Here is a 22,698-nt window from a genome sequence, read left to right as displayed (position 1 = left end):
ACAAATAACACGCCATAGCTTGTCGCCAGCTGTTCGACATAATAAAAAACCACCCGAAGGTGGTTTTTTAAATCAGTAATAATTACTGTTTTGCATAAATGCTAATTTCTACACGGCGGTTTTGTTCTTTACCAGCAGCAGTTGCATTTGAAGCGATAGGATTAGAAGAACCTAAACCTTGTGCATCAATACGGCTGCTTGAAACACCTTGGCTTGCTAAATAGTTTTTAACTGATTGAGCACGTGCTTGAGACAATGGGATATTGATTGAATCATTACCAGTATTGTCTGTGTAGCCAGTAACTAAGATTGCGCTCTTGTTATCTTCAGCTAAAGTTTGCGCCACTTTGTTTAAAGTACCGTAGAAGTTTGGTTTGATGTTTGATTTATTGGTATCAAACGTGATGCTACCCGGCATGATCAATTGAACAGAACCATCTGGATTACGACTTACATCAACACCTGTACCTGCCATTTGCTCACGTAATTTTTTCTCTTTATTATCGAGATATAAACCACTTGCACCACCAAGAATCGCACCAATTGCAATTGCACGGTTGTTTTGGCTGCTGCTACCGTTGTTAATACCTTTAGAAACACCGTAACCAGCCGCCGCACCAATTAATGTACCTAAAGCAGCTTTGTCGTATGAAACACCGCCGATATCATTACCTTGTCCGCTCATTGTTTGGCAACCAGAAAGTACCAATCCAGCCCCTACCAATGTTGAAATTACTAATGCACGCATTGCGTAGCTCCTGTCTATGTATTTTGTTGTCTGAACAAATAATGAATGAGAAAATCAAGCCAGACCATTGATATTTTGTTAATAACAAACAGTTTATTTATATTTTTGTAATATTTTGATGCACTTTTCTTGATCTTATACTCACATTCTCTCCACTGTTTATTATTTTGCATAAAAATACACTTATGAGAAATAAGTCACATTATTAAAAATTAAGTAATCATCTAAGTCTTCTATGGTAAAAATTTTAATTTCCCAGATTTTGTATCTATAAGTACTGGAATATATGAAAATTGTGAATATTTAAAAATATACAGTTGTATTTAAATATCTGTTGTTTATAGTTAAAAGCATTGTTTTATCGAAAATTAGCACCCAAGGTTTGATTTATGTCTACCACAAATAAAAAAGTATCGTTATTAGAAAGGGTAACTAAAGGACTTACTGTTGGTTCTGTAATCACAGGAAGTACTTTTTTACATGGTCCTCCTGTTCTTGCTCTTGGTTTTACAAAATTATTTAAAAAATCAAAAAAGGTAGATGAAACCAATATTCAGTTGGCGAATAGTTGGATTGGGGTAAATAATCAACTGATTGAAAAAGTCTTACCAAATCTTAAATGGGAAATTAGTATTGATGAAAAGCTCGATCTGAATTTACAAGGTCGTTATATGATGATTTGTAATCATCAAAGTTGGGTTGACACCACAGTAAATCAATATTTTGGTCTCACACGTATGCCACTCACCCGCTTCTTTACCAAGTGGGAACTCATCTTTATTCCTTTTGTTGGGCAAGCCTTTAAGATTTTGGGTTTCCCAATGATGAAACGTCATTCAAAGGAACAAGTGGCTAAAAACCCAGAACTGAAACATCGCGATATGTTAGAAGCACGTAAAGCCTGTGAACAATTATTAAGTCAGCCTTTTACACTACTCAATTATCTTGAAGGCACTCGCTTTACCGCAGAAAAACAAGCAAAACAGCAATCACCCTACCAAAACTTACTTAAGCCAAAAGCAGGTGGCTTGGCATTGGCTTTAAACATCTTAGGCGATAAGATTGATGCTTTGGTTGATATGACCATTGTCTATCCTGATGGTGCACCAGATTATGGTGATTTCTGGCTAGGCAATGTTTCACGTATTGCTGTGGATTTACGTAAAATAGAAATTCCAGATTGGGTACTGGGTGGAAATTATGAAGATGATCCAATCTACCGCGAACGCTTCCAGCAATGGGTCGACCAAATTTGGACAGAGAAAGACCAACTGATTTCACAAATGAAATCTAAATATTATCAATAGTCTGATTAGGAATTGACTCACCACATGACTCAGCAGGACTCAAAACAAAACTCTAAATATAACCTTGTAAATCCAAACACTAAGTTTTTTAAACTGTTTCTGGTTTATGACATTTTCATGGTGTTTATTATTGTTTTTAATTTGTTCTGCTTAGGCATGAACTTTTTTTTAATGAGTAATATTGGCGAATGGTTTTTTAATACGATCCATTTAGCTGGTGTACTTGAATTCTATCGTAGCTATCTGCACCCTTGGGTGATTATCACCGAAGCATGGTTTATTATTTTTTTAATCACTGAACTTGCCGTGCGATGGGCAATTGCGATTGTGAATAAACACCATGCTCGTTGGTGGTTTTTTCCATTTATTCATTGGTATGAAATCTTAGCGATTATTCCCCATTTACGTTTTCTACGTTTATTCCGCGCAGGTATCATTGCCTATCGTTTACATGAACTAGGTTATAAAGTCGTTCCAGATAATATTCGAATTAAGGCACTTTTTTATTACAGTGTCGTTATGGAAGAATTGTCAGATCGTGTGGTGATTACAGTTGTAGATGGCGTCCGACAGGAGCTAGAAACCAGTTCAAGTCATAAAGATATTATTCATGAGTTAGTGGATCATCATCGTCAATTATTTACCGTTGCCCTTTCTTCTATATTGCAAGAATCTTTAGCAAAAACGTTACAAGCACAACAACCGATCATTACGCAAAAAGTAGGGATTATTGTTAATCAAGCCATTGAAGATACGCCTGAGCTAACTCAATTATTACGTCTAATCCCAATCGTAGGTGGGCGAATTGAACAGCAAATTCAAAGTATAGGGCAACGTTTGGGTGAAAATATCAGTGCAGGTTTAATTGAGCCGTTTACTAACGGATCTGTAAATCAACCCAATGAGAATTATGTATTTATTGCAGAAAAAGTCAGTGAATTGAATATTGATAATAAATACTTAGAAGAATTGGTCGAATCAGTGGTATTTGAAAGTCTTGCAGCCATACGAAAACAAGTCAAAGTCAAACAATGGCAGCAAACTTTACGTGAATATGATCAATTGGATAAAAAAGCAGAATGATTACAAGAAAATTTACCAATCTAGCTAGAGAATTCCTGTAATTTGTTCTAGCATTTGCTTTTATTTACAACATGCTTTAACACAATAGAGTGCTTAAAAAAGCCCTTAAGGATAAATTATGGCTGATATACGGATTACGGGCAGAATGGTGAATTTTAGTCGATTAACATTCGACACAAATGACCATAATGCGATCCGCCAGCAACTTACAAGCACCCTCAATGAAGGTTCTTATCTTGGAACATTAGTCATTATTGACAGTACCGTTGAACAAGAACTGATTGCCTTAATTCAATTGCTGATTGATCTTGGGTTACAGCCAATGGCGGTAATTGATGGAATTTTAGGTGATGAAGCTCGGGCGATTCAATTTCCTGTATTGCCTGCTGATCAACCTTTACAGCGTATCAAAGCATCAAAAGAGCAAGTCGTTGTTCAAGCACCTGAAAAAAATACTGAAACTCAGGAAATACAAACACCACAAAAACAAACACAGACTACGCATATCACCTCGTATCATGATGAGATTTTGCGTACTGGACAATGTTTGGTACAGGAGCAAGGTGATATTATCTTGAATGCGGGTATGAATAGTGGCTCTGAAGTCATTGCGTCTGGAAATATTCACATTTATGGCAATGCTCGTGGTAGAGTCATTGCAGGCGCAGGTGGGCACACTTCAGCTCGAATTTTTTGTCATTCACTAGAAGCAGAGTTAATCTCGATCGCAGGGACATATTGTGTCGCAGATGATATTCCTAAAGATATGATCAAAAAACCCGTACATATTTATTTAAATAACAAGCAAGAGCTTGAATTTGAAGCCTTACAGTTTTAATTTAACTTGTTAAACACCCAAAAAGCCCTTTTAGGGCCGTATGACCATAAATAGGAGTGGATTCGGTGGCCAAAATTGTTGTCGTAACGTCAGGCAAAGGTGGTGTAGGTAAAACTACAACAAGCGCATCTTTTGCAACAGGTTTAGCCCTACGTGGTCATAAAACTGTTGTGATTGATTTCGATGTAGGTTTACGTAATCTCGATTTGATCATGGGCTGTGAACGCCGTGTCGTTTATGACTTTGTCAATGTCATCAATAATGAAGCTCGCTTACAACAAGCCCTGATTCGTGATAAAGAAATCGAAAACCTATACATTCTTCCAGCATCTCAAACACGTGATAAAGACGCTTTGAGCGATGAAGGTGTTGCACGTGTCATTGATGAACTATCTCAAGAGTTTGATTACATCATCTGTGACTCACCTGCGGGTATTGAGCGTGGCGCGATCCTGGCAATGTATCATGCTGATGAAGCAATCATTGTGACAAACCCAGAAATTTCATCAGTACGTGACTCTGATCGTATTATTGGTATGCTTGATAGTAAAACTAAAAAAGTTGAACACAACGAAGGCCGTATCCGTAAACATCTCTGTATCACACGTTTCAACCCTGAACGTGCTGACAAACAAGAAATGTTAACGATTGATGATATTTCAAAAGATATTTTACGTGTTCCGACTTTGGGTGTTATTCCTGAGTGTCCAAGCGTACTTCAAGCATCGAACGAAGGTAAGCCCGTAATTCTTTATGATGGAACTAAAGCTGGGCAAGCCTATGATGATTTAGTCGCTCGTTTCCTAGGCGAAGATCGTCCTTATCGACACATTGCAGTACAGCCAAAAGGTTGGTTAGCTAGACTATTTGGAGCGTAATTATGGCAGGATTTTGGAGTAAACTTTTTAGCAGTGATGAAAAACCATCAAGTGCACAAACTGCCAAAGATCGCTTAAAAGTTATTGTTGCATCTGAACAAGGTTTAGGTCGTCGCTTAAGCCAAGACAAAATTGACCAAATGAAAAAAGAAATCATGCAAGTGGTCAGTCGTTACGTTCGTGGTGTAGATGAACAGCACATTCAAATGCAAGTTCGTTCAGAAGCAAATATCGAAATGTTAGAAATGAATATCAATTTACCTGAAGATCGATAGAAGTTTTTTCATTAGCGATTTTTCACAAATAAAGGCAAAATACATTGCGACTGAACAAAGCCATGCTTTGTTAATTATTCAGTCCTGTATTTTGCCTTTATTATTTTAAGACTGAGGAGATTGTCATGGCATTATCACAGCCAGCAACTTTCAATGAAGAATGGTCAGATGAGCGTGTTTTTGCCTACCTCAACCAACTTCCACCAGCAGATGTCAATGCTGACTTCCATGTGCTCTATCATGCTTTCAAACATATGCGTCCCTTCGACTATGAGCGCTTGATCACCAAATTTTTAGCTGATGGTCGTGATTTAAATGCGACTAATCCTGAAGGACAGCGTATTCATGACGTGATCGCTCAATTTCCACGTCAAAAAGACGGCTTCTTAGAAGTATTAGCAAAATTTGCTTAAGATAAAAAAGCCTGCTTAAAGCAGGCTTTTTTATCTCTTTATTTTATCGACTACCAATCAAATAAACGCCCAGTAAGGTAAAAATCCCACCAGAAATACCATCAATCCATTTTGCAAAATTTTGATATGCTGTTCTGAATGTAGGCAATGAGAATACAAACGCTACCACTAAGAACCACAGCAAAGTCTCTATCGCAATAATAATAAAAAGCAAAGAGTGATGCTGATCAAATAAAGGATTGGCTAAGAATAATGAGAATACACTGCCAAAATAAATCACTGCTTTAGGATTCGATAAGTTAGTGAGTAAACCTTTCATAAAAAATAAATAAGGCGACTGAGGTAATACTATCTGTTTGATACTTTGCTCACCTTTTGAAAAAGCTGAACGAAGCATTTGGTATCCCAACCAACATAAATATAAACCACCAGCGACTAAAAGGCCTTGTTTTAGCCAAGCCATCTTTTCAAAAATAATATTCAGTCCCATCAATGCTAAAAGTGACCAGACCATTGCCCCCAAGCAAATACCAAATGCAACCAATACTGCATCCTTACGAGAACGGCTGACAGCAGTTTGAGAGACTAAGAAGAAATCAGGCCCTGGAGTGATAAGCGCACAAAAATGAGTGTACATAATGCAACAAACATGGCTCACCCTTTAGCTTGTATTTTTAAACAATAAGCTTAAATAAAAAACGTGATTATTACTATATAAAATTGATAAACCTATAACAATAAAGCCCCTAAAGAGGGGCTTTATTAGTGGAATATTCTTATTAAACGAGAATATCACGTTTGCCGTTAGCTCCCATTGAACTTACGATCCCGTTCTCTTCCATTTGATCAATAATTCGTGCAGCTCGGTTATACCCCAAACTAAATTTACGTTGTAACGATGATGTTGAAGCCTTGCGCGTTTCAAGTACAAAAGAAACACACTGATCATAAAGTGCATCACGATTAGGATCACCATCACCATCTTCAAAACCACGTGAGGTTGGTTCTTCATCAAATGGGGTTAAGATTTCATCAACATAATCAGGCTCACCACGTTCACGCCAAGCGTCACAGATGCGGTTCACCTCATCATCACTAATAAACGCACCATGCACACGCTCAGGTTCGATTTTACCTGGCCCTAAGAATAGCATGTCACCGTGCCCTAATAGATCTTCTGCCCCACCTGCATCAAGGATTGTTCGAGAGTCAATTTTACTATTTACACGTAATGCAACACGTGTTGGGATATTCGCTTTAATCAGACCTGTGATGACGTCAACTGAGGGACGTTGTGTTGCAAGTAGTAAATGAATACCTGCTGCACGAGATTTCTGTGCCAGACGGGTAATCATCTCCTCAGCTTTTTTACCAACCTGCATAATCATGTCAGCGAATTCATCTGCAACAATCACAATCGATGGTAAAGGAGCTAATCGCGGTGCACGCTCCCCTACAACTGAATCACTAGCTTTCCAAGTTGGATCAATCAAATCTTCACCATTGGCAATCGCTTCTTCCACTTTGCGGTTATAGTCAGCCAATTTACGAATTTTTAGAAAAGACATTAGCTTATAACGACGCTCCATTTCATTTACACACCAATTCAATGCACTTACAGCATCTTTCATATCAGTAACAACAGGTGTTAATAAATGTGGAATATCATTGTAGTTAGCTAATTCAAGCTGTTTTGGGTCAATTAGAATTAAACGCAATTGATCAGGTGTGTATTTTAACAACATCGATAAAATCATTGAGTTAACAGCTACTGACTTACCAGAACCAGTTGTTCCCGCAACTAACATATGCGGTGCTTTACCCAAATCAGTAATCACAGGATTACCTGAAATGTCTTTACCCATCGCCATCGAAAGTAAACCCGCTGGGTCTTCAAATGCAGGTGTCTTTAACAACTCAATCAGTCGAACCATTTCGCGGCTGCTATTTGGGACTTCAATGCCGATATAAGGTTTTCCAGCAATCACCTCAACCACACGAACAGATGCCATTGACATTGAACGTGCTAAGTCACGCGAAATATTGGTCACTTTAGATGCTTTTACACCTGGTGCAAGATCGAGTTCAAAACGTGTCACGACAGGCCCAGGTTGAGCCTCCACCACTTGAGCTTTGACGTTAAACTCTTGCAATTTAATTTCTAGCAGTTCAGACAAACGAGCTAATTGTTCAGCTGTAAAGTTCACCTTTTTATTCGGATCTACTTCGTCCAATAATTCTAAACCTGGCAAAGTTGGTAAATCACGACGTTTTTGAGCCACTTGCATCGCACGAGACATCGGACGACCAAATGAGTCTGTTAACGGCGCGTCTAAATCAAAATCATCTTCGATATCAAAATTTTCTTCAACTTTACCCGCAGTTTCTTGCCATGCTTCAATAAATGCTTCTTTTGATAAACTCTCTTTAGGTGTTTCAATCTCAATAGGTGCTTTTACAAAAGCCGAAGACTGCGCATAGCTCGGAGTTTGCAATACAGATTGCTGTTGTTTGTCTTCAATGAACAAATCTTCAAATTCATCAAAGCCTTCATCCAAAATACTTTGCTTATCGTCAGCGATCATGTTTTTGATCGTATGATGCGACTGAACTACCGTTGCTTGCGGTACAGATTGAACGTCTATTGAATCTAACTCAATATCAAAGTCAATTTCATCACTTTCATTTTTTGCCGTTGATCGCATTTCTTGAATAAATGGCTTATGTACATCCGTAGCCGTTTTACTATTAGGAACAGCAGCCAATAATTCATCGAATATTTGGTCATCATTCCAATCGACTGGACTCTGATGAGGACGTTGCTCTACAGAAGAAACTTCCGTTGCTGCGTGTACATATTGAGATGAAGGATTTATAGCATCATCTGCCGCTCGCAAAAGTGCATCAATTTCTTGTTTATGGCTCGCATCATCATGTTGTAATGCACGCCATACTTCACCTGTTTGAATTAAACGCTGGCTATCGGCTGCAAGTTGATGTGCTTGTTTTAAAGTTTGCTCAAAATCTTCTGTTGATAATACTTCTTGTGATTGAACACTTTGCTGCTCTTTGGCAACAACATCAGCAAATAGTTTTTCGGCTAATAATTGATGATGTGCATTGTCTGTCGATGCTGTTTTAGCTGCAATGCTGTGCTGTGTACTTTGGGCTGTATCATTCGCCTCTACAATATTTGAATCCGCCGCTTGGAGTGGAGCTTTTTGCTTTATAGTTGGTGTTTCTGTTGAGGCTAATTGTTCAGTCAAATCATAAGCAGATTCGTGTTGAGGTATATTTTTATAGAACAAATCTTGTAAATATGCTGGCGTATTTTTTAATGTTGCCCAAGTTTTATTCCATTGAATACCAAAAGCTAAAGTGAATAATAAAATACTGAAAGCAAATAAAAAAAATGTTGCACCATAAATGGTTAAAAGCTGAGAAAGGCTCTGACCCAACTCATAACCAATAATACCACCTGCTGCATTTTCTAAAGTATCTGCTGGAACATTCCAATGTAGATACAACAAACTAGAAATGGACAGAATCAAGAAGAACTGTGCTGCATAACGGAATGGGCGATTTAAAAAACTTCTAGGCCACCATACTTGAATTGCTTCGATAAATAGAAATAAAGGAATGAACAAACTTGCCCACCCTAAAAAACCGAATAACAAGTCTGCAATCCAAGCACCTGCAACACCACTTGCATTTGAGACCTGTTGCGTATCACTGGAAATATGCATCCAACCTGGATCAAAAGGTGTGTAGGTTACTGTGGCAAGAAATAGATAAATGCCAAAAGAAATCAAAAATAATGTCATTAAAAAGCGTTGTGCATAAACACTTGACACCGCAGCCATATACAGTCCTGTAACCCAATTTGTTATTTGTAGGTATCGATTAAGGTCTAACTGACCTTGATCAATAAGTTTTATATTATGCACTCGTTCTTACAAAAAAGATGCACGATTGTTTACTGTTGTTGTTAACATCCATTGTTGTTGCAAACATTGATGAAATATCAGTAAATGCTCTCCATGATATAGCTCAATTCGATTAAGTATATCAATATTATCCAACCCACTCCCCTGTGGATTCACGTATAATTTTAAAAGTTTCAATATAAAAAGGATGTTCTTTAATGAGCGCTCGTCACTCACGGTTAATTATTTTGGGTTCTGGTCCTGCAGGTTATAGCGCGGCAGTTTATGCAGCGCGTGCCAACCTTAAACCGACACTGATTGCAGGCTTACAATTAGGTGGTCAATTAACAACGACCACTGAAGTTGATAACTGGCCTGGTGACCCTGAAGGATTAACTGGTCCTGTGTTAATGGAGCGTATGCAAGCTCATGCAGAACGTTTCGGTACAGAAATTGTCTATGATCACATCAACGAAGTAGACCTTAAAACGCGTCCATTTGTGTTAAAAGGTGATATGGAAGAGTACACTTGCGATGCTCTTATTATTGCTACAGGCGCAACAGCACAATATTTAGGTCTTGAATCTGAAGCTGCATTTATGGGTCAAGGTGTAAGTGCTTGTGCGACTTGTGATGGTTTCTTCTATAAAAACCAAAATGTGATGGTTGTAGGCGGTGGTAATACGGCTGTTGAGGAAGCGCTTTATTTATCGAATATCGCTGCTCACGTTACTTTGGTTCATCGCCGCGATAGCTTGCGTTCTGAAAAGATCTTACAAGATCATCTCTTTGCAAAAGAGAAAGAAGGTAAGATCAGTATTATTTGGAATCATCAAGTAAATGAAGTTCTAGGTGATAAAACAGGTGTAACCTCTGTTCGCATTCAGTCTACACAAGATGAAACAACACAAGATATTCAAGTACAAGGTCTCTTTGTTGCAATTGGACATAAACCGAATACAGGAATGTTTGATGGTCAATTAAACCTACGTGAAGGTTATATTCAAGTTCAAAGTGGTACTTCAGGCAATGCAACAGCCGCTTCTATTGAAGGCGTATTTGCCGCAGGTGATGTAGCAGATAGTATCTATCGTCAAGCGATCACTTCAGCAGGATCAGGCTGTATGGCTGCTTTGGATGCTGAAAAATATCTCGACAATTTGAAGTAATCTCTATATTCCCTTGCGTTGACAATTTAGAATAGATTGTCAACGCGCTCTAGTTGCGTTAATTTAGAATCATTCTTATTCACTTTAGCAACTATGCAAGCGCTGCCTTTATCAAAATATATTTTCCCAGATCCTATTGAAGCCGATCCAGAAGGACATGGCTTTATTTGTATTGGCGCAGACTTATCACCTGCTACATTATTTGAGGCCTATACACATGGTCTCTTCCCTTGGTTTAACGAAGATGAACCAATTTGTTGGTGGAGTCCTGAACCACGCTGCATTATTGAGCCACATGCATATAAACCCAGTAAATCATTAATTCGAAATATGAAAAAACATGATTATCGGATTACAGTGAATCATGCTTTTGAAGATGTAATACGCTCATGTTCACTCCCCCGTAGCTACGCAAATGCAACATGGATTAGTGAAGATATAATCGAAGGCTATTGTTCTCTATTTAAGGCGGGTTATGCCTACAGCATTGAGGTCTGGCAACAAGAAAAATTAGTTGGTGGACTATATGGCGTAACGATAGGTAAAGGCTGTTTTGGTGAATCGATGTTTAGCACCGAAACTGATGTTTCCAAGATGGCTTTCTACACCCTGATGCTGATTGGACAGGAAAATCAGTTGCCGTGGATTGATTGCCAACTGGTCAATGATCATCTTTTAAGCTTAGGTGCGCGTACACTTTCTCGCCAAGTCTACCTAAAATCGTTACAAGATGTAATTATTGCCCCCTCTATCAATTGGAAAAGTTATCAAGAACGTGTATTTTCAAGTAAAACAATAGCAGTTTTTGCAAAATTAGACGGTTAATGGATTAACACCTTGGAGGGAGATTAATGAAATCATACCAACCCAAGTCCCTTTTAAATGACTTACAGTACTATATAACACCGCCACACGACTGCAGTTATCTCGATAACAAATCAGCTCGAATGGTATTTTTAGATCCAATTCACCGTATTGATGTGGTGACATTGTCTGAACTTTCGCGTGTCGGTTTTCGACGTAGTGGCGATTTTGTCTATCGACCAGAATGCCATTTATGTCGCCAATGTTTGTCTTGTCGCGTTCCAATTCAAGAATTTAAAATGAATAGTAGCCAGAAGAAGGCATGGAAACGTAATCAAGATTTAAAAATGAGTATTTTGCCAACTTCGCAAGCCACTCAACAGCATTATGATTTGTATGAGCGTTATATTAACGAGCGTCATGCAGATGGCGATATGTATCCAGCAACATTAGATCAGTTTGAAAAATTCCTCGTTCACAGTTGTACAGAAAGTTTTTTCATTGAACTTTGGGATGATCAGAAACTTATTGCCGTTTCTACTTGTGACTTAATGGATGATGGTCTCTCTGCTGTATATACTTTTTTTGATCCTCAAGAACAACGTCGTTCACTTGGTGTTTTTGCGATTCTTAAACAAATTGAATATGTCAGCACTTTAAATTTAGATTACTTATATTTAGGGTATTGGGTGCCTCACTCAGCTAAAATGAACTATAAATCACAATATACGCCACTGGAATTATTATTAGATGGACAATGGCGTCGCCTTAACCGCCCACTCTTAGAAAAAGAGATTCATCAACTTGGAAATTCATTAATGACGACACTACCATCGGAGTGGGATAACTTAATTATTAAATAAAGCAGCAAAATCATCAGTGCATGTTTTGACCATAATCACAGCATGCTCTTTTGTACCATCTAAATTTGGATAATAATTTTTGCGTAAGTCTATTTGATGAAAATCCGTTTTTTCATACAAACGAATTGCAGCAAGATTGCTTTCACGTACTTCTAAAAAAATTTGAATTGGATTATTTTTTAAAAGTTGAATGGAATAATCTAACAACTCGTATCCAAAACCTTTGCCCTGTTGGCTTGGATGAATCGCCATCAGTAATAAATTGGCCTCATCTAGAACAGGCTGCAAAATACAGAACCCAACAACCTGATTCGACTGCTCATAGACCGTGCACTGATATGAAGCTAAAGATTCTTGAAATTGTTGTTTCGACCAAGGATGTGTTTGTACTAAGCGCTCAATTGCAACAACACTCTCTACATCGCTCTCTTGCATCAATCGAATCACGATCTATCACTCTATAAAATATTGATGCAGATTATCAGCAATTTGATTGTAAATTTGAATAAAAAAATGGGCAATTTTAATTGCCCATTTTAGTTAACTTAGATTAAAGCCTAATTCAGCGCGCCATTTATTCAATAATGCTGTTGTATCATCATCATTCGGATGGAATTTTGGTTTTAAAAATGCCAATAACGTTGGAATTTGACGTGTCATAAAACCTTTGTAGCCATACATGAACTTGAGCATATATTTGGTATCTCGCCATGTAAGTTTGCCATCAGTTTTTAAAAGAGTCGCAGTGAAATATGACTGGGTAATAAAAATTAAACCCATTGCAATCACTAAAGCTAATGAACGCATAAAATAAGCTTTAAATCCTTGCCCATACATCGCTTCATAAACGTCAAATGCCACCGCTTTATGCTCATTTTCTTCAACTGCATGCCACATCCATAAATGGTACATGGTCTCATCCATAAACATGGATTGAATATCTGGGTTAGACAATAGTTCTTCAGCAATCGTTGATGTAAAATGCTCCAAGGCACAAGTACCCGTTAAACCAATCATCTCTTTTGTAAAACCAAATGGTTTTAATAATTTAGTACTTATAGCAACGCCATACTGAATCACTTTACCTGTTTGAGCCTCCAATTTGCGCACATCATAACCATAAGCTTGCGCAGCTGCATTAAAAGCCAAGTGTTCCTTTGAATGCATTGCTTCCTGTCCAATAAAAGCACTAATTTCTTTTTGTAATCGAGGACCAGCAAGTTTTGGATCATTTCTAACTGCACGGGTACTATTCACAAAAAATTGTTCACCCTCTGGGAACAGTGCTGAAAGTGCAGTCATAAAATGAGTTAAAGCAGCATCGCCATTTGCCCAATACCGTGGAACTTCGCCAAATTCAAAATCCATTCGGCGTACAGGAAAACTAGCGCCAGCGCGGTTTGAAATATTGACCTTAGCATTCATACCTTCTTCTCCTAGCCAATGGATATATTTGATTAAAAATTATCTATGCTTTATTTATACGCTTCTTTGAACGCATTAAATAAGTGCAGATAAGGTCAGAAAAGCATCATCTTAGGACATGTCAGTATGATTTTAAAAAGTCTATTTAATGTAATATTCAAAATAAAAAAAGAGCAATTTTATTGCTCTTTTTACATAGGTCTAGCTAATAGATCTTTTAATTTAAAAACCTAATTTCGCCTTCCAATCTTTAAGTAATTGTACGGTATCTAAATCATTTGGATGAAAACGTGGTCTAAAGTAAGCCAACATTTCACCCGCCATACCTGTAATAATCCCTTTTGATGGACTATAAGCATATTTGTAAATCATGCCTAATTCTTTCAGATTTAGTTTTTTATCTTGTTGAAGTAGACGTAAGGTAAAATAAGATTGAAGAATAAAAATTAAAGCCATAGCAAATACAAGTGCTGTAGTACGTAAACTATATGCTTTCAATCCAGTTCCAAATACTGACTCATAGACATCGTAAGCCACTGCTTTATGTTCATTTTCTTCAACTGCATGCCAGAACCACATATATGACATGGTGTCATTTGTCATTAAATCTTGGATGTGTTTATTGCGTAATAATTCGGAAGCAATCGTTGCAGTAAAATGCTCCAGCGCTGTTGTTGCCGTTAGATCAACCATCTCTCTTGTCATACCAAACGGTTTGACGATTTTTGAAAAATTCTTAAGCGCAAATTGGATATAACGTCCCGTAATCTGCTCTAAAGATCTAACATCATGACCATACTTTTGTGCAGAAGCATTAAAATTTACATGCTCTTGAGTGTGCATTGCTTCTTGACCAATAAACGCACTAATCTCTTTTTGCAGCTCTTCATTCTCTTTAATCGCTGGGTGATAACGCACAGCACGAACTGAATCAATAAATAATTTCTCACCATCTGGAAATAAAGCAGATAATGCAGTCATAAAATGTGTAAGACCTGCTGAGCCACTCATCCAGTATTCAGGTACTTCATCAAAATCAAAATTCATACGACGTACTGGGAAACTTGCACCTGCACGATTTGAAATATTTACTTTAGCATTCATGCTGTTGACTCCTTTTAAATGGAAAATTTCCATTTAGTACTTTTGTTCATTTTCTTGTGTTTTATATTACGGTTTTATTGCGATGAATTAAGTGCAGTTTAGGACAGCAAGGTATCAGTTTAGGACACAATTAAGGATAGATTGTCGAACAATAGACATAAAAAAACACCCCAAAGGGGTGTTTTTTTGATCACTCTAAGCGATTATGCAGTTACTTTAGCAACAACACCAGCACCTACAGTACGACCACCTTCACGGATCGCAAAACGTAGACCTGGGTCCATTGCGATTGGGTGGATTAACTCTACTGACATCTCAACGTTGTCACCAGGCATTACCATTTCTACGCCATCTTGTAATTTGATCGCGCCAGTTACGTCAGTTGTACGGAAGTAGAACTGTGGACGGTAACCGTTCAGGAATGGAGTGTGACGACCACCTTCTTCTTTAGAAAGTACGTATACTTCCGCATCGAATTTAGTGTGTGGCTTGATTGTACCTGGTTTAGCAAGTACTTGACCACGTTGTACATCTTCACGCTTGGTACCACGAAGAAGGATACCACAGTTCTCGCCCGCACGGCCTTCGTCAAGAAGTTTACGGAACATTTCAACGCCAGTTACAGTCGTTGCAACTGTATCACGAATACCAACAATCTCAACAGTTTCACCTACTTTGATGATACCCGCTTCAACACGGCCAGTTACTACTGTACCACGACCAGAAATCGAGAATACGTCTTCGATTGGCATTAAGAATGCTTTATCGATTGCACGCTCTGGCTCTGGGATGTAAGAGTCAAGCGCTTCAACAAGTGCAAGAACTGATTTCTCACCATATTCGCCATCATTGCCGTTCAATGCTTGAAGCGCTGAACCACGGATGATTGGAGTGTCATCACCTGGGAAGTCATAAGTAGAAAGAAGTTCACGAACTTCCATTTCTACTAATTCAAGTAATTCTTCATCATCAACAAGGTCACACTTGTTTAAGAATACGATGATGTAAGGTACACCAACCTGACGTGAAAGAAGGATGTGTTCACGAGTTTGTGGCATTGGACCATCAGTCGCAGCACACACAAGGATCGCGCCGTCCATCTGAGCAGCACCCGTAATCATGTTTTTAACATAATCGGCGTGGCCCGGGCAGTCTACGTGAGCGTAGTGACGGATTGGAGAATCGTATTCTACGTGTGAAGTATTAATTGTAATACCACGTGCTTTTTCTTCAGGAGCTGAGTCGATTTGTGAGTAATCTTTCGCTTCACCGCCGTAAGTTTTTGCACAGATAGTTGCAATCGCAGCAGTTAAAGTTGTTTTACCATGGTCAACGTGACCAATTGTACCCACGTTTACGTGTGGTTTATTACGTTCAAACTTGGCTTTAGCCATGATGATCTTCCTTTATAAACTGCTCATGAGGGTCGCCCATGAGCACTTGGTTTTTTAACTAAATTTTAGTTGGGTAATATAGTAATCGAAAGATTACTCGTCGTCACCTTTTTTACCGCCAGCTTGGAACTTGGCGATGATGCCTTCAGCCACGTTACGTGGAGTTTCAGCATATTTAGCAAATTCCATAGAGTATGTCGCACGACCTTGAGACATAGAACGCATTTGAGTCGCGTAACCAAACATCTCAGCCAATGGAACTTCTGCTTTAATTGCTTTTGTTCCACCAGGAAGATCGTCCATACCTTGAACCATACCACGACGACGGTTTAAGTCACCCATGATATCGCCCATGTAGTCTTCTGGAGTTTCTACTTCAACTTTCATGATAGGTTCAAGAAGAATTGGATCTGCTTTCATGAAACCATCACGGAACGCATAAGAACCAGCCATTTTGAACGACAATTCATCAGAGTCGACATCGTGGTAAGAACCGTCAAAAAGAACAGCTTTAACGCCTACAACTGGGTAACCAGCCAAGACACCATTCTTCATACGCTCTTGAATACCTTTATCAACTGCACCGAAGAATTCTTTTGGTACTACACCACCAACAACTTCTTCAGCGAATTCGTATTCTTTACCAGCAGCTTCAACATCAAGTGGCTCTAAACGAACATATACATGACCGAATTTACCTTTACCACCTGTTTGACGTACGAATTTACCTTCTTGCTCAACAGTTTTCTTAATCGTTTCACGATAAGCAACCATTGGTTTACCGATATTCGCTTCAACACCGAACTCACGTTTCATACGGTCAACGATGATGTCAAGGTGAAGCTCACCCATACCAGCAATAATTGTTTGACCAGATTCTTCGTCAGTACGTACACGGAACGATGGATCTTCTTTCGCCAAACGACCTAAAGCAATTGACATTTTTTCTTGGTCAGCTTTAGTTTTTGGTTCAACAGCCAATGAAATTACTGGCTCAGGGAATTCCATACGCTCAAGTGTAATGATGTTTTTCTCATCACATAATGTATCACCAGTTGTAACGTCTTTAAGACCTACACACGCTGCGATATCACCTGCACGGATTTCATCAAGATCTTGACGCTCGTTCGCATGCATTTGCACGATACGACCGATACGTTCACGCTTAGACTTAACTGGGTTATATACTGGGTCACCTTGTTTAAGAACACCAGAATAAACACGTACGAAAGTTAAGTTACCTACGAATTTGTCGTTCATGATTTTGAACGCAAGCGCAGAGAACGGAGCTTCGTCAGATGCTTCACGAGATGCTTTAGTTTCAGCTTTATCGTCAAGGATACCTTCGATTGCTTTAACTTCTGTTGGCGATGGTAAGAATTCAATCACAGCATCCAACATACGTTGAACACCTTTGTTTTTGAACGCTGAACCACAAAGCATCACTTGGATTTCAGATGCTAATGTACGAGCACGTAAACCTGCAACGATGTCTTCTTTAGAAAGATCACCCTCTTCAAGGTACTTGTCCATTAACTCTTCAGAAGCTTCAGCAGCCGCTTCAACCATGTTAGTACGCCATTCGTTAGCAGTATCAACTAGGTCAGCAGGAATCTCACCATATTCAAACTTCATACCTTGAGATGGTTCATCCCAGATAATCGCTTTCATTTCGATAAGGTCTACAACACCTGCAAATGTATCTTCTGCACCGATTGGTACAACGATAGGTACAGGGTTACCGCCTAAACGAGTTTTAACTTGCTCTACAGCACGGAAGAAGTTTGCACCAGTACGGTCCATCTTGTTCACGAATGCTAAACGAGGCACTTTATATTTGTTAGCTTGACGCCATACAGTTTCAGACTGAGGTTGAACACCACCAACAGCACAGTAAACCATGCACGCGCCGTCAAGAACACGCATAGAACGCTCAACTTCAATTGTGAAGTCAACGTGTCCCGGTGTATCAATTACGTTGATACGGTGTTGTTCGAATTGGTTGCCCATACCAGACCAGAAACAAGTCGTAGCAGCAGAAGTAATGGTAATACCACGCTCTTGCTCTTGTTCCATCCAGTCCATTGTTGCTGCACCGTCGTGTACTTCACCAATTTTGTGAGATACACCTGTGTAGAACAAGATACGTTCAGTTGTAGTTGTTTTACCTGCGTCAATGTGCGCAGAAATACCAATGTTACGGTAACGAGTAATCGGGGTTTGGCGAGCCATGATGTCTTACATTCCTAAATGTTATCTTTAAAACAGGACGCATCAATTAAATTGATGCGCACGAATATCCAAGCAGGCAACTTAAATACCTGCAAAGCTCCCACTTTGATAAAGAGCAATGTTGAATCGAGCTGCTGTACGCATGAATATTCTCCTGATTAGGGACTGTTTTATCCGTTTAGAAACGGTAGTGAGAGAAGGCTTTGTTGGCTTCAGCCATACGATGCACGTCTTCACGTTTTTTGATCGCTGCACCTTTACCTTCAGCTGCATCAAGCAACTCACCAGCAAGACGTAAAGCCATCGTTTTTTCAGAACGCTTAGCAGCAGCATCTACTAACCAACGCATTGCTAAGGCAGTACGACGGGATGGGCGTACTTCCATAGGTACTTGATAAGTAGCACCACCAACACGGCGTGCTTTTACTTCGACCATAGGACGAACTTTCTCAAGAGTAGTCTCGAAAAATTCAACTGGGTCTACTTTGTTTTTTTCTTGAACACGTTCTAAAGCACCGTAAACGATACCTTCAGCTACAGATTTTTTACCATCTTGCATTACGTGGTTCATGAATTTAGCGATTGTTTGGCTGCTAAATTTTGGATCTGGAAGGATCTCACGAGCAGCGACTACGCGACGTCTTGGCATTTTAATACACCTAATATTATGACACTTCAGGATGATCCAGCAGTTTGTACAAGTGCCATGTACGCTACGCTGGCCTTACTATACGTCGCTTGAATTACAAATCTATGAAGAATTCAAACAAGCGAAACGCTAAAGGGTTGTTTGGGCTGGTTGCCTAGAATTACTTCTTAGGACGTTTAGCACCGTATTTAGAACGTGACTGGTTACGATCTTTCACGCCAGCACAGTCTAAAGAACCACGAACGGTATGGTAACGTACACCTGGTAAGTCTTTAACACGACCACCACGGATTAGAACAACACTGTGCTCTTGTAAGTTATGACCTTCACCACCGATATAGCTTGATACTTCAAAACCAGAAGTTAAGCGAACACGGCAAACCTTACGCATTGCTGAGTTAGGTTTTTTAGGAGTAGTCGTATATACACGTGTACATACACCACGACGTTGTGGACAAGCCTTCAACGCAGGAACTTTTGATTTTTCAATCAAAGTTGTACGACCCTTACGGATCAACTGATTTGTTGTTGCCATTTGGCAATTCTCCCGTTATTAAACAACCTTAAAAAGAAAAGCACCTCTTTTTAAGGGCACACAATTGTAAGTCAAGAAGTAAAAATGGTCAACAATGCAAGATAAAGCAACTGCTGACCATTTCTATAATTTTGTTGTTTTATTGATGTCTAAATCATACCAACAAATAATTAACTATGTTTCGTTGATGTAGGTTCAATATCAATTGTTTTGGGTTCAGTAGATAGTTCAGCTTCATCAGAACTGAGTAATTCATTTGATTGCTCTTTCAAAGCAGGTTGCTGTTCAGTATGTTCGTGCTTGACCACATGCTCCGATGCAAGCTGTTGAATACCCTGCTCAACGTTTTCATTCGTCTGAATTTCTTTAGCAGCATGATCTTTAGATTGCACTGAAACATTGGTAATCACATGATTTTTGCTTTCATCAACACTACTTATTACATTTGTCGTAGTTTCTGTTGCATTTAACAATCGTGAATTTGGCTTTCTCAATAATACTTCCGCTTTGTAATAGGCTTCTAAGGGTGAAATATCTTCATTCGGATATTCATTCAAATAAAAACGTGCTGCCCCGAAAACAGATTGTGCCTTGTGTCCAACATCTTCGAGTAAACGCCAACTATAAAAGCCACCTAAAGCAGCACCAGCAACTGGCGTTAATTTACCAATCACAGATGCTTGAGGGATATGATTTAACCACCCCCATTTAAACTGTCCTACCTCATCAACTAACCATTTCTTTACAAGTTCAACATCGTTGCTCGATCCAAGCAACTGCTGAAACTGTTGTAAGTCATGGGTTTCTAACATCGACTTCAACGCTTTTAATGCAATCAATACTGTTTGTTTTTCAGCAATAATACCCAAATCAATTTCTTTAAAAATAAAGGCAACCACTTCTTGATCTGCCTCATCGGCCAAATCAAAGCCATGAGAGCGACCCGTTTGATAAATTGTTCTTAGTGCTAGAACAATCGAGGCAGGAATATCAACAGCTGCACCCCAAACTCCTGTAGCACCCGTGATAACGCCTTGCGCAGCGGCTAATAATTTATTTTGTTCGATTAATGCCTGACTTAAACGTTGAGAACGCCCCGTATCTTGAGTGAGTTCGGTAATATCTTTTACACCTGCTTCTTCCAGAATCTTTTCTGTAAGTGAAGTATTCGAGCTAAATTCATTCAACCACTGAAATAAATAATCAGAAACTTTTTCGCCCATGTCAGGTGAAATGAAAGAGGCAACATTATTTACTTTTGTGTAATGACGACCCAAAAGTTGATGGGACAATTTAGGTAACTGTTGACGTAACATATGTTGTGGGCTTTCGTATTGCTCAATCTCAAATGGGCTTTTAAAATGCGCCTTCCCTTCGATCACATTCGATGAATCTGTAGATCCAGTTGCTAATGTTTTAGGCGCAGTTTGAAGTTTTTGTATTTCTGAACTGAGCTTTTTAGCCACTCCAAAGGCTTGGGTAAATAAACCTGAAGATTGCTTGTTTTTAGATTTTGTCATCAAGTACCTCTGTTCTATAATCTTTGCATCTCTAGGTAAATACTAGGTTGAATGCAAATTTATCTCAACTTTTATCTGTGTTCTTTCATTACCTTTTGTCTCAACTACATTTATATTTACGAATATTCACACAACTAGAAATAGGCATAAAATTTGCCATAAGAAATAAAAAACCTTTCTGCTATGATGGTGTCATTCACTCATAAGCCATTTAAATCGTTATTTTCTCCTGATTTGTACTTATAGCGATATGCACAAGGCTTCGTATTACCATAAAAGGGATCTGTAAATGAAACGTGTTGTAATCACTGGTATGGGCATTAACTCATGTATCGGTAACTCTTTAGAAGATGTCACTCATTCTTTAAAAAATGGAATCTCAGGAACACGTTTTAATCCAACTTATGCCGAATTAAATTTTAAAAGTCATGTCAGCGCTGCTGCTGAACAGGATTTTGATGGTATTGATCGTAAAATCAAGCGATTTATGGGTGTATGTGCAATGTATGCCTATAACGCAGCGATTGCAGCGGTAGAACATGCAGGTCTAAAACAAGAGGATCTAGCAAATAACCCTCGTTATGGTATTGCAGGTGGTAGCGGCGGTAACTCAACTGCATCAGTTGCAGAGATGGTTAAGCTATTAGAAGAAAAAGGCGCACGTAAAATTGGTCCTTTCTTTGTTCCCCGTAATATGAGTAATACCATTACTGCCAATGTCGGCGTTGCACTAAAACTACAAGGTATTGCTCATTCAATTACCAGTGCCTGTGCAACTTCTGCTGATGCAATTGGTTATGCTTACAACTTAATTCAATTGGGTAAGCAAGATCTGATGCTTGCTGGTGGCGGTGAAGAAGATCACTGGTCGCAAAGCTTACTTTTTGATGCAATGGGTGCATTGTGTTCTAAATATAATGATACTCCTGAAACTGCATCTCGTCCTTACTCAGCGGATCGTGATGGTTTTGTCATCGCTGGTGGTGGTGGCTTTGTGGTTCTTGAATCACTTGAGCATGCTCAAGCTCGTGGTGCGAACATCTTAGCTGAAGTTGTTGCTTATGCAGCGAACAGCGATGGTGCAGATATGGTTGCCCCAAGTGGTGAGGGTGCGACTCGCTGTATCCTCATGGCACTAGAAGAAGCCAAACAACACGGTGTTGAGCATATTGATTATGTCAACACACACGGTACATCAACACCAGCGGGTGACGTGACTGAGCTTAAAGCAATGGAGCGTGCATTTGGTGAAGGACAAGTTCCACCACTTAGTTCAACTAAATCAATGACGGGTCACAGCTTAGGTGCTGCAGGTGTTCAAGAAGCGATTTATTCTGTCTTGATGATGCAAAATGACTTTATTGCTCCAAACATCAACGTGACTGAGCTTGATGAAGGCGCACAAGGTTTCGATATTGTACTTGAAAAACGTGATGCAAAACTGAATACTGTGATGAGTAACAGTTTTGGTTTTGGCGGCGTAAACGCTTGCCTTATTTTCAAGAAGTGGGATGCATAATCCTGCGTAGGATTAT

Annotated in this window: 21 protein-coding genes; 10 read left to right on the top strand and 11 right to left on the bottom strand. The window is 39.0% G+C overall.

Annotated features, from left to right (window positions below):
* Positions 1 to 82: 82 nt before the first annotated feature.
* Positions 83 to 748: an OmpA family protein gene (locus ABLB98_RS03665; RefSeq protein ID WP_042891288.1), complete on the bottom strand. Its 666-nt coding sequence runs from the start codon at positions 746 to 748 to the stop codon at positions 83 to 85.
* Positions 749 to 1,137: 389 nt separating this feature from the next.
* On the opposite strand from ABLB98_RS03665, the gene ABLB98_RS03660 reads away from it, so the two are divergent.
* The 6 genes from ABLB98_RS03660 (at position 1,138) to ABLB98_RS03635 (ending at position 5,542) form a co-directional block, all read left to right on the top strand.
* The gene (locus ABLB98_RS03660; RefSeq protein ID WP_087544917.1) at positions 1,138 to 2,055 is read left to right on the top strand and encodes an acyltransferase; all 918 of its coding nucleotides are present in this window, start codon (positions 1,138 to 1,140) and stop codon (positions 2,053 to 2,055) included.
* Between the two features lie 24 nt (positions 2,056 to 2,079).
* Positions 2,080 to 3,138, top strand: coding sequence for a preprotein translocase subunit SecA (locus ABLB98_RS03655; RefSeq protein ID WP_348883159.1), 1,059 nt, complete (start codon positions 2,080 to 2,082; stop codon positions 3,136 to 3,138).
* 118 nt (positions 3,139 to 3,256) lie between these two features.
* Positions 3,257 to 3,976: a septum site-determining protein MinC gene (minC, locus tag ABLB98_RS03650; protein WP_348883158.1), complete on the top strand. Its 720-nt coding sequence runs from the start codon at positions 3,257 to 3,259 to the stop codon at positions 3,974 to 3,976.
* Between the two features lie 65 nt (positions 3,977 to 4,041).
* Positions 4,042 to 4,854 (top strand): septum site-determining protein MinD, encoded by an 813-nt coding sequence (gene minD, locus ABLB98_RS03645; protein WP_005158270.1) that lies wholly within the window; start codon positions 4,042 to 4,044, stop codon positions 4,852 to 4,854.
* Positions 4,855 to 4,856: 2 nt separating this feature from the next.
* The gene (gene minE, locus ABLB98_RS03640) at positions 4,857 to 5,129 is read left to right on the top strand and encodes a cell division topological specificity factor MinE (protein WP_004663449.1); all 273 of its coding nucleotides are present in this window, start codon (positions 4,857 to 4,859) and stop codon (positions 5,127 to 5,129) included.
* 125 nt (positions 5,130 to 5,254) lie between these two features.
* Positions 5,255 to 5,542, top strand: a complete 288-nt coding sequence (locus ABLB98_RS03635; protein ID WP_005158274.1) for a PA4642 family protein — start codon at positions 5,255 to 5,257, stop codon at positions 5,540 to 5,542.
* A 43-nt stretch (positions 5,543 to 5,585) separates the two neighbouring features.
* Here ABLB98_RS03635 and rhtC read toward each other — a convergent pair whose 3' ends face one another.
* Together rhtC and ABLB98_RS03625 are read right to left on the bottom strand one after the other, a co-directional pair.
* Positions 5,586 to 6,179 (bottom strand): threonine export protein RhtC, encoded by a 594-nt coding sequence (gene rhtC / locus ABLB98_RS03630; RefSeq protein ID WP_348883157.1) that lies wholly within the window; start codon positions 6,177 to 6,179, stop codon positions 5,586 to 5,588.
* A gap of 142 nt (positions 6,180 to 6,321) precedes the next feature.
* On the bottom strand, positions 6,322 to 9,405 hold the full coding sequence (locus tag ABLB98_RS03625) for a DNA translocase FtsK 4TM domain-containing protein (protein WP_348883156.1): 3,084 nt from the start codon (positions 9,403 to 9,405) through the stop codon (positions 6,322 to 6,324).
* A gap of 281 nt (positions 9,406 to 9,686) precedes the next feature.
* On the opposite strand from ABLB98_RS03625, the gene trxB reads away from it, so the two are divergent.
* The 3 genes from trxB (at position 9,687) to ABLB98_RS03610 (ending at position 12,304) form a co-directional block, all read left to right on the top strand.
* Complete coding sequence (gene trxB / locus ABLB98_RS03620) at positions 9,687 to 10,637, top strand: thioredoxin-disulfide reductase (RefSeq protein ID WP_348883155.1); 951 nt, start codon at positions 9,687 to 9,689, stop codon at positions 10,635 to 10,637.
* A gap of 93 nt (positions 10,638 to 10,730) precedes the next feature.
* On the top strand, positions 10,731 to 11,462 hold the full coding sequence (gene aat, locus ABLB98_RS03615; protein ID WP_348883154.1) for a leucyl/phenylalanyl-tRNA--protein transferase: 732 nt from the start codon (positions 10,731 to 10,733) through the stop codon (positions 11,460 to 11,462).
* 26 nt (positions 11,463 to 11,488) lie between these two features.
* Entirely contained in the window at positions 11,489 to 12,304 is an 816-nt protein-coding gene (locus tag ABLB98_RS03610; protein ID WP_256415492.1) for an arginyltransferase, read from the top strand.
* Here ABLB98_RS03610 and rimI read toward each other — a convergent pair.
* The 8 genes from rimI to ABLB98_RS03570 form a co-directional block, all read right to left on the bottom strand.
* Positions 12,290 to 12,751, bottom strand: a complete 462-nt coding sequence (gene rimI / locus ABLB98_RS03605; protein ID WP_348883152.1) for a ribosomal protein S18-alanine N-acetyltransferase — start codon at positions 12,749 to 12,751, stop codon at positions 12,290 to 12,292. The genes ABLB98_RS03610 and rimI overlap by 15 nt on opposite strands.
* 93 nt (positions 12,752 to 12,844) lie before the next feature.
* Positions 12,845 to 13,729 carry a metal-dependent hydrolase gene (locus ABLB98_RS03600; RefSeq protein WP_348883151.1) on the bottom strand — a complete coding sequence of 295 codons (885 nt, stop codon included), beginning with the start codon at positions 13,727 to 13,729 and terminating at the stop codon, positions 12,845 to 12,847.
* A 222-nt stretch (positions 13,730 to 13,951) separates the two neighbouring features.
* Positions 13,952 to 14,833: a metal-dependent hydrolase gene (locus ABLB98_RS03595; protein ID WP_348883150.1), complete on the bottom strand. Its 882-nt coding sequence runs from the start codon at positions 14,831 to 14,833 to the stop codon at positions 13,952 to 13,954.
* A 203-nt stretch (positions 14,834 to 15,036) separates the two neighbouring features.
* Positions 15,037 to 16,227: an elongation factor Tu gene (tuf, locus tag ABLB98_RS03590; protein ID WP_208727732.1), complete on the bottom strand. Its 1,191-nt coding sequence runs from the start codon at positions 16,225 to 16,227 to the stop codon at positions 15,037 to 15,039.
* Between the two features lie 93 nt (positions 16,228 to 16,320).
* Positions 16,321 to 18,459, bottom strand: a complete 2,139-nt coding sequence (fusA, locus tag ABLB98_RS03585; protein WP_004913954.1) for an elongation factor G — start codon at positions 18,457 to 18,459, stop codon at positions 16,321 to 16,323.
* A gap of 178 nt (positions 18,460 to 18,637) precedes the next feature.
* Complete coding sequence (gene rpsG / locus ABLB98_RS03580; RefSeq protein ID WP_004638185.1) at positions 18,638 to 19,108, bottom strand: 30S ribosomal protein S7; 471 nt, start codon at positions 19,106 to 19,108, stop codon at positions 18,638 to 18,640.
* 160 nt (positions 19,109 to 19,268) lie between these two features.
* The gene (gene rpsL / locus ABLB98_RS03575) at positions 19,269 to 19,643 is read right to left on the bottom strand and encodes a 30S ribosomal protein S12 (RefSeq protein WP_004638184.1); all 375 of its coding nucleotides are present in this window, start codon (positions 19,641 to 19,643) and stop codon (positions 19,269 to 19,271) included.
* Between the two features lie 170 nt (positions 19,644 to 19,813).
* Positions 19,814 to 21,163: an EcsC family protein gene (locus ABLB98_RS03570; protein ID WP_348883654.1), complete on the bottom strand. Its 1,350-nt coding sequence runs from the start codon at positions 21,161 to 21,163 to the stop codon at positions 19,814 to 19,816.
* Positions 21,164 to 21,452: 289 nt separating this feature from the next.
* Here ABLB98_RS03570 and ABLB98_RS03565 point away from each other — a divergent pair, with 289 nt between their 5' ends.
* Positions 21,453 to 22,682 (top strand): beta-ketoacyl synthase N-terminal-like domain-containing protein, encoded by a 1,230-nt coding sequence (locus ABLB98_RS03565; RefSeq protein ID WP_348883655.1) that lies wholly within the window; start codon positions 21,453 to 21,455, stop codon positions 22,680 to 22,682.
* Positions 22,683 to 22,698 lie beyond the last annotated feature (16 nt).

Source organism: Acinetobacter yuyunsongii, assembly GCF_041021915.1.
GTDB lineage: Bacteria > Pseudomonadota > Gammaproteobacteria > Pseudomonadales > Moraxellaceae > Acinetobacter.
Note: the sequence above shows the minus strand (reverse complement) of the source record. Positions and strands in the feature narration are given on the sequence as shown.

Coding starts and splice junctions, on each gene's coding strand:
- aat (WP_348883154.1), top strand. CDS start 10,731: ATGCAAGCGCTGCCTTTATCAAAATATATTTTCCCAGATCCTATTGAA.
- minE (WP_004663449.1), top strand. CDS start 4,857: ATGGCAGGATTTTGGAGTAAACTTTTTAGCAGTGATGAAAAACCATCA.
- rpsL (WP_004638184.1), bottom strand. CDS start 19,643: ATGGCAACAACAAATCAGTTGATCCGTAAGGGTCGTACAACTTTGATT.
- ABLB98_RS03595 (WP_348883150.1), bottom strand. CDS start 14,833: ATGAATGCTAAAGTAAATATTTCAAATCGTGCAGGTGCAAGTTTCCCA.
- ABLB98_RS03610 (WP_256415492.1), top strand. CDS start 11,489: ATGAAATCATACCAACCCAAGTCCCTTTTAAATGACTTACAGTACTAT.
- ABLB98_RS03660 (WP_087544917.1), top strand. CDS start 1,138: ATGTCTACCACAAATAAAAAAGTATCGTTATTAGAAAGGGTAACTAAA.
- trxB (WP_348883155.1), top strand. CDS start 9,687: ATGAGCGCTCGTCACTCACGGTTAATTATTTTGGGTTCTGGTCCTGCA.
- rpsG (WP_004638185.1), bottom strand. CDS start 19,108: ATGCCAAGACGTCGCGTAGTCGCTGCTCGTGAGATCCTTCCAGATCCA.
- tuf (WP_208727732.1), bottom strand. CDS start 16,227: ATGGCTAAAGCCAAGTTTGAACGTAATAAACCACACGTAAACGTGGGT.
- ABLB98_RS03570 (WP_348883654.1), bottom strand. CDS start 21,163: ATGACAAAATCTAAAAACAAGCAATCTTCAGGTTTATTTACCCAAGCC.
- ABLB98_RS03600 (WP_348883151.1), bottom strand. CDS start 13,729: ATGAATGCTAAGGTCAATATTTCAAACCGCGCTGGCGCTAGTTTTCCT.
- minC (WP_348883158.1), top strand. CDS start 3,257: ATGGCTGATATACGGATTACGGGCAGAATGGTGAATTTTAGTCGATTA.
- ABLB98_RS03635 (WP_005158274.1), top strand. CDS start 5,255: ATGGCATTATCACAGCCAGCAACTTTCAATGAAGAATGGTCAGATGAG.
- ABLB98_RS03665 (WP_042891288.1), bottom strand. CDS start 748: ATGCGTGCATTAGTAATTTCAACATTGGTAGGGGCTGGATTGGTACTT.
- fusA (WP_004913954.1), bottom strand. CDS start 18,459: ATGGCTCGCCAAACCCCGATTACTCGTTACCGTAACATTGGTATTTCT.
- ABLB98_RS03625 (WP_348883156.1), bottom strand. CDS start 9,405: ATGGCTGCGGTGTCAAGTGTTTATGCACAACGCTTTTTAATGACATTA.
- rhtC (WP_348883157.1), bottom strand. CDS start 6,179: ATGTACACTCATTTTTGTGCGCTTATCACTCCAGGGCCTGATTTCTTC.
- ABLB98_RS03565 (WP_348883655.1), top strand. CDS start 21,453: ATGAAACGTGTTGTAATCACTGGTATGGGCATTAACTCATGTATCGGT.
- ABLB98_RS03655 (WP_348883159.1), top strand. CDS start 2,080: ATGACTCAGCAGGACTCAAAACAAAACTCTAAATATAACCTTGTAAAT.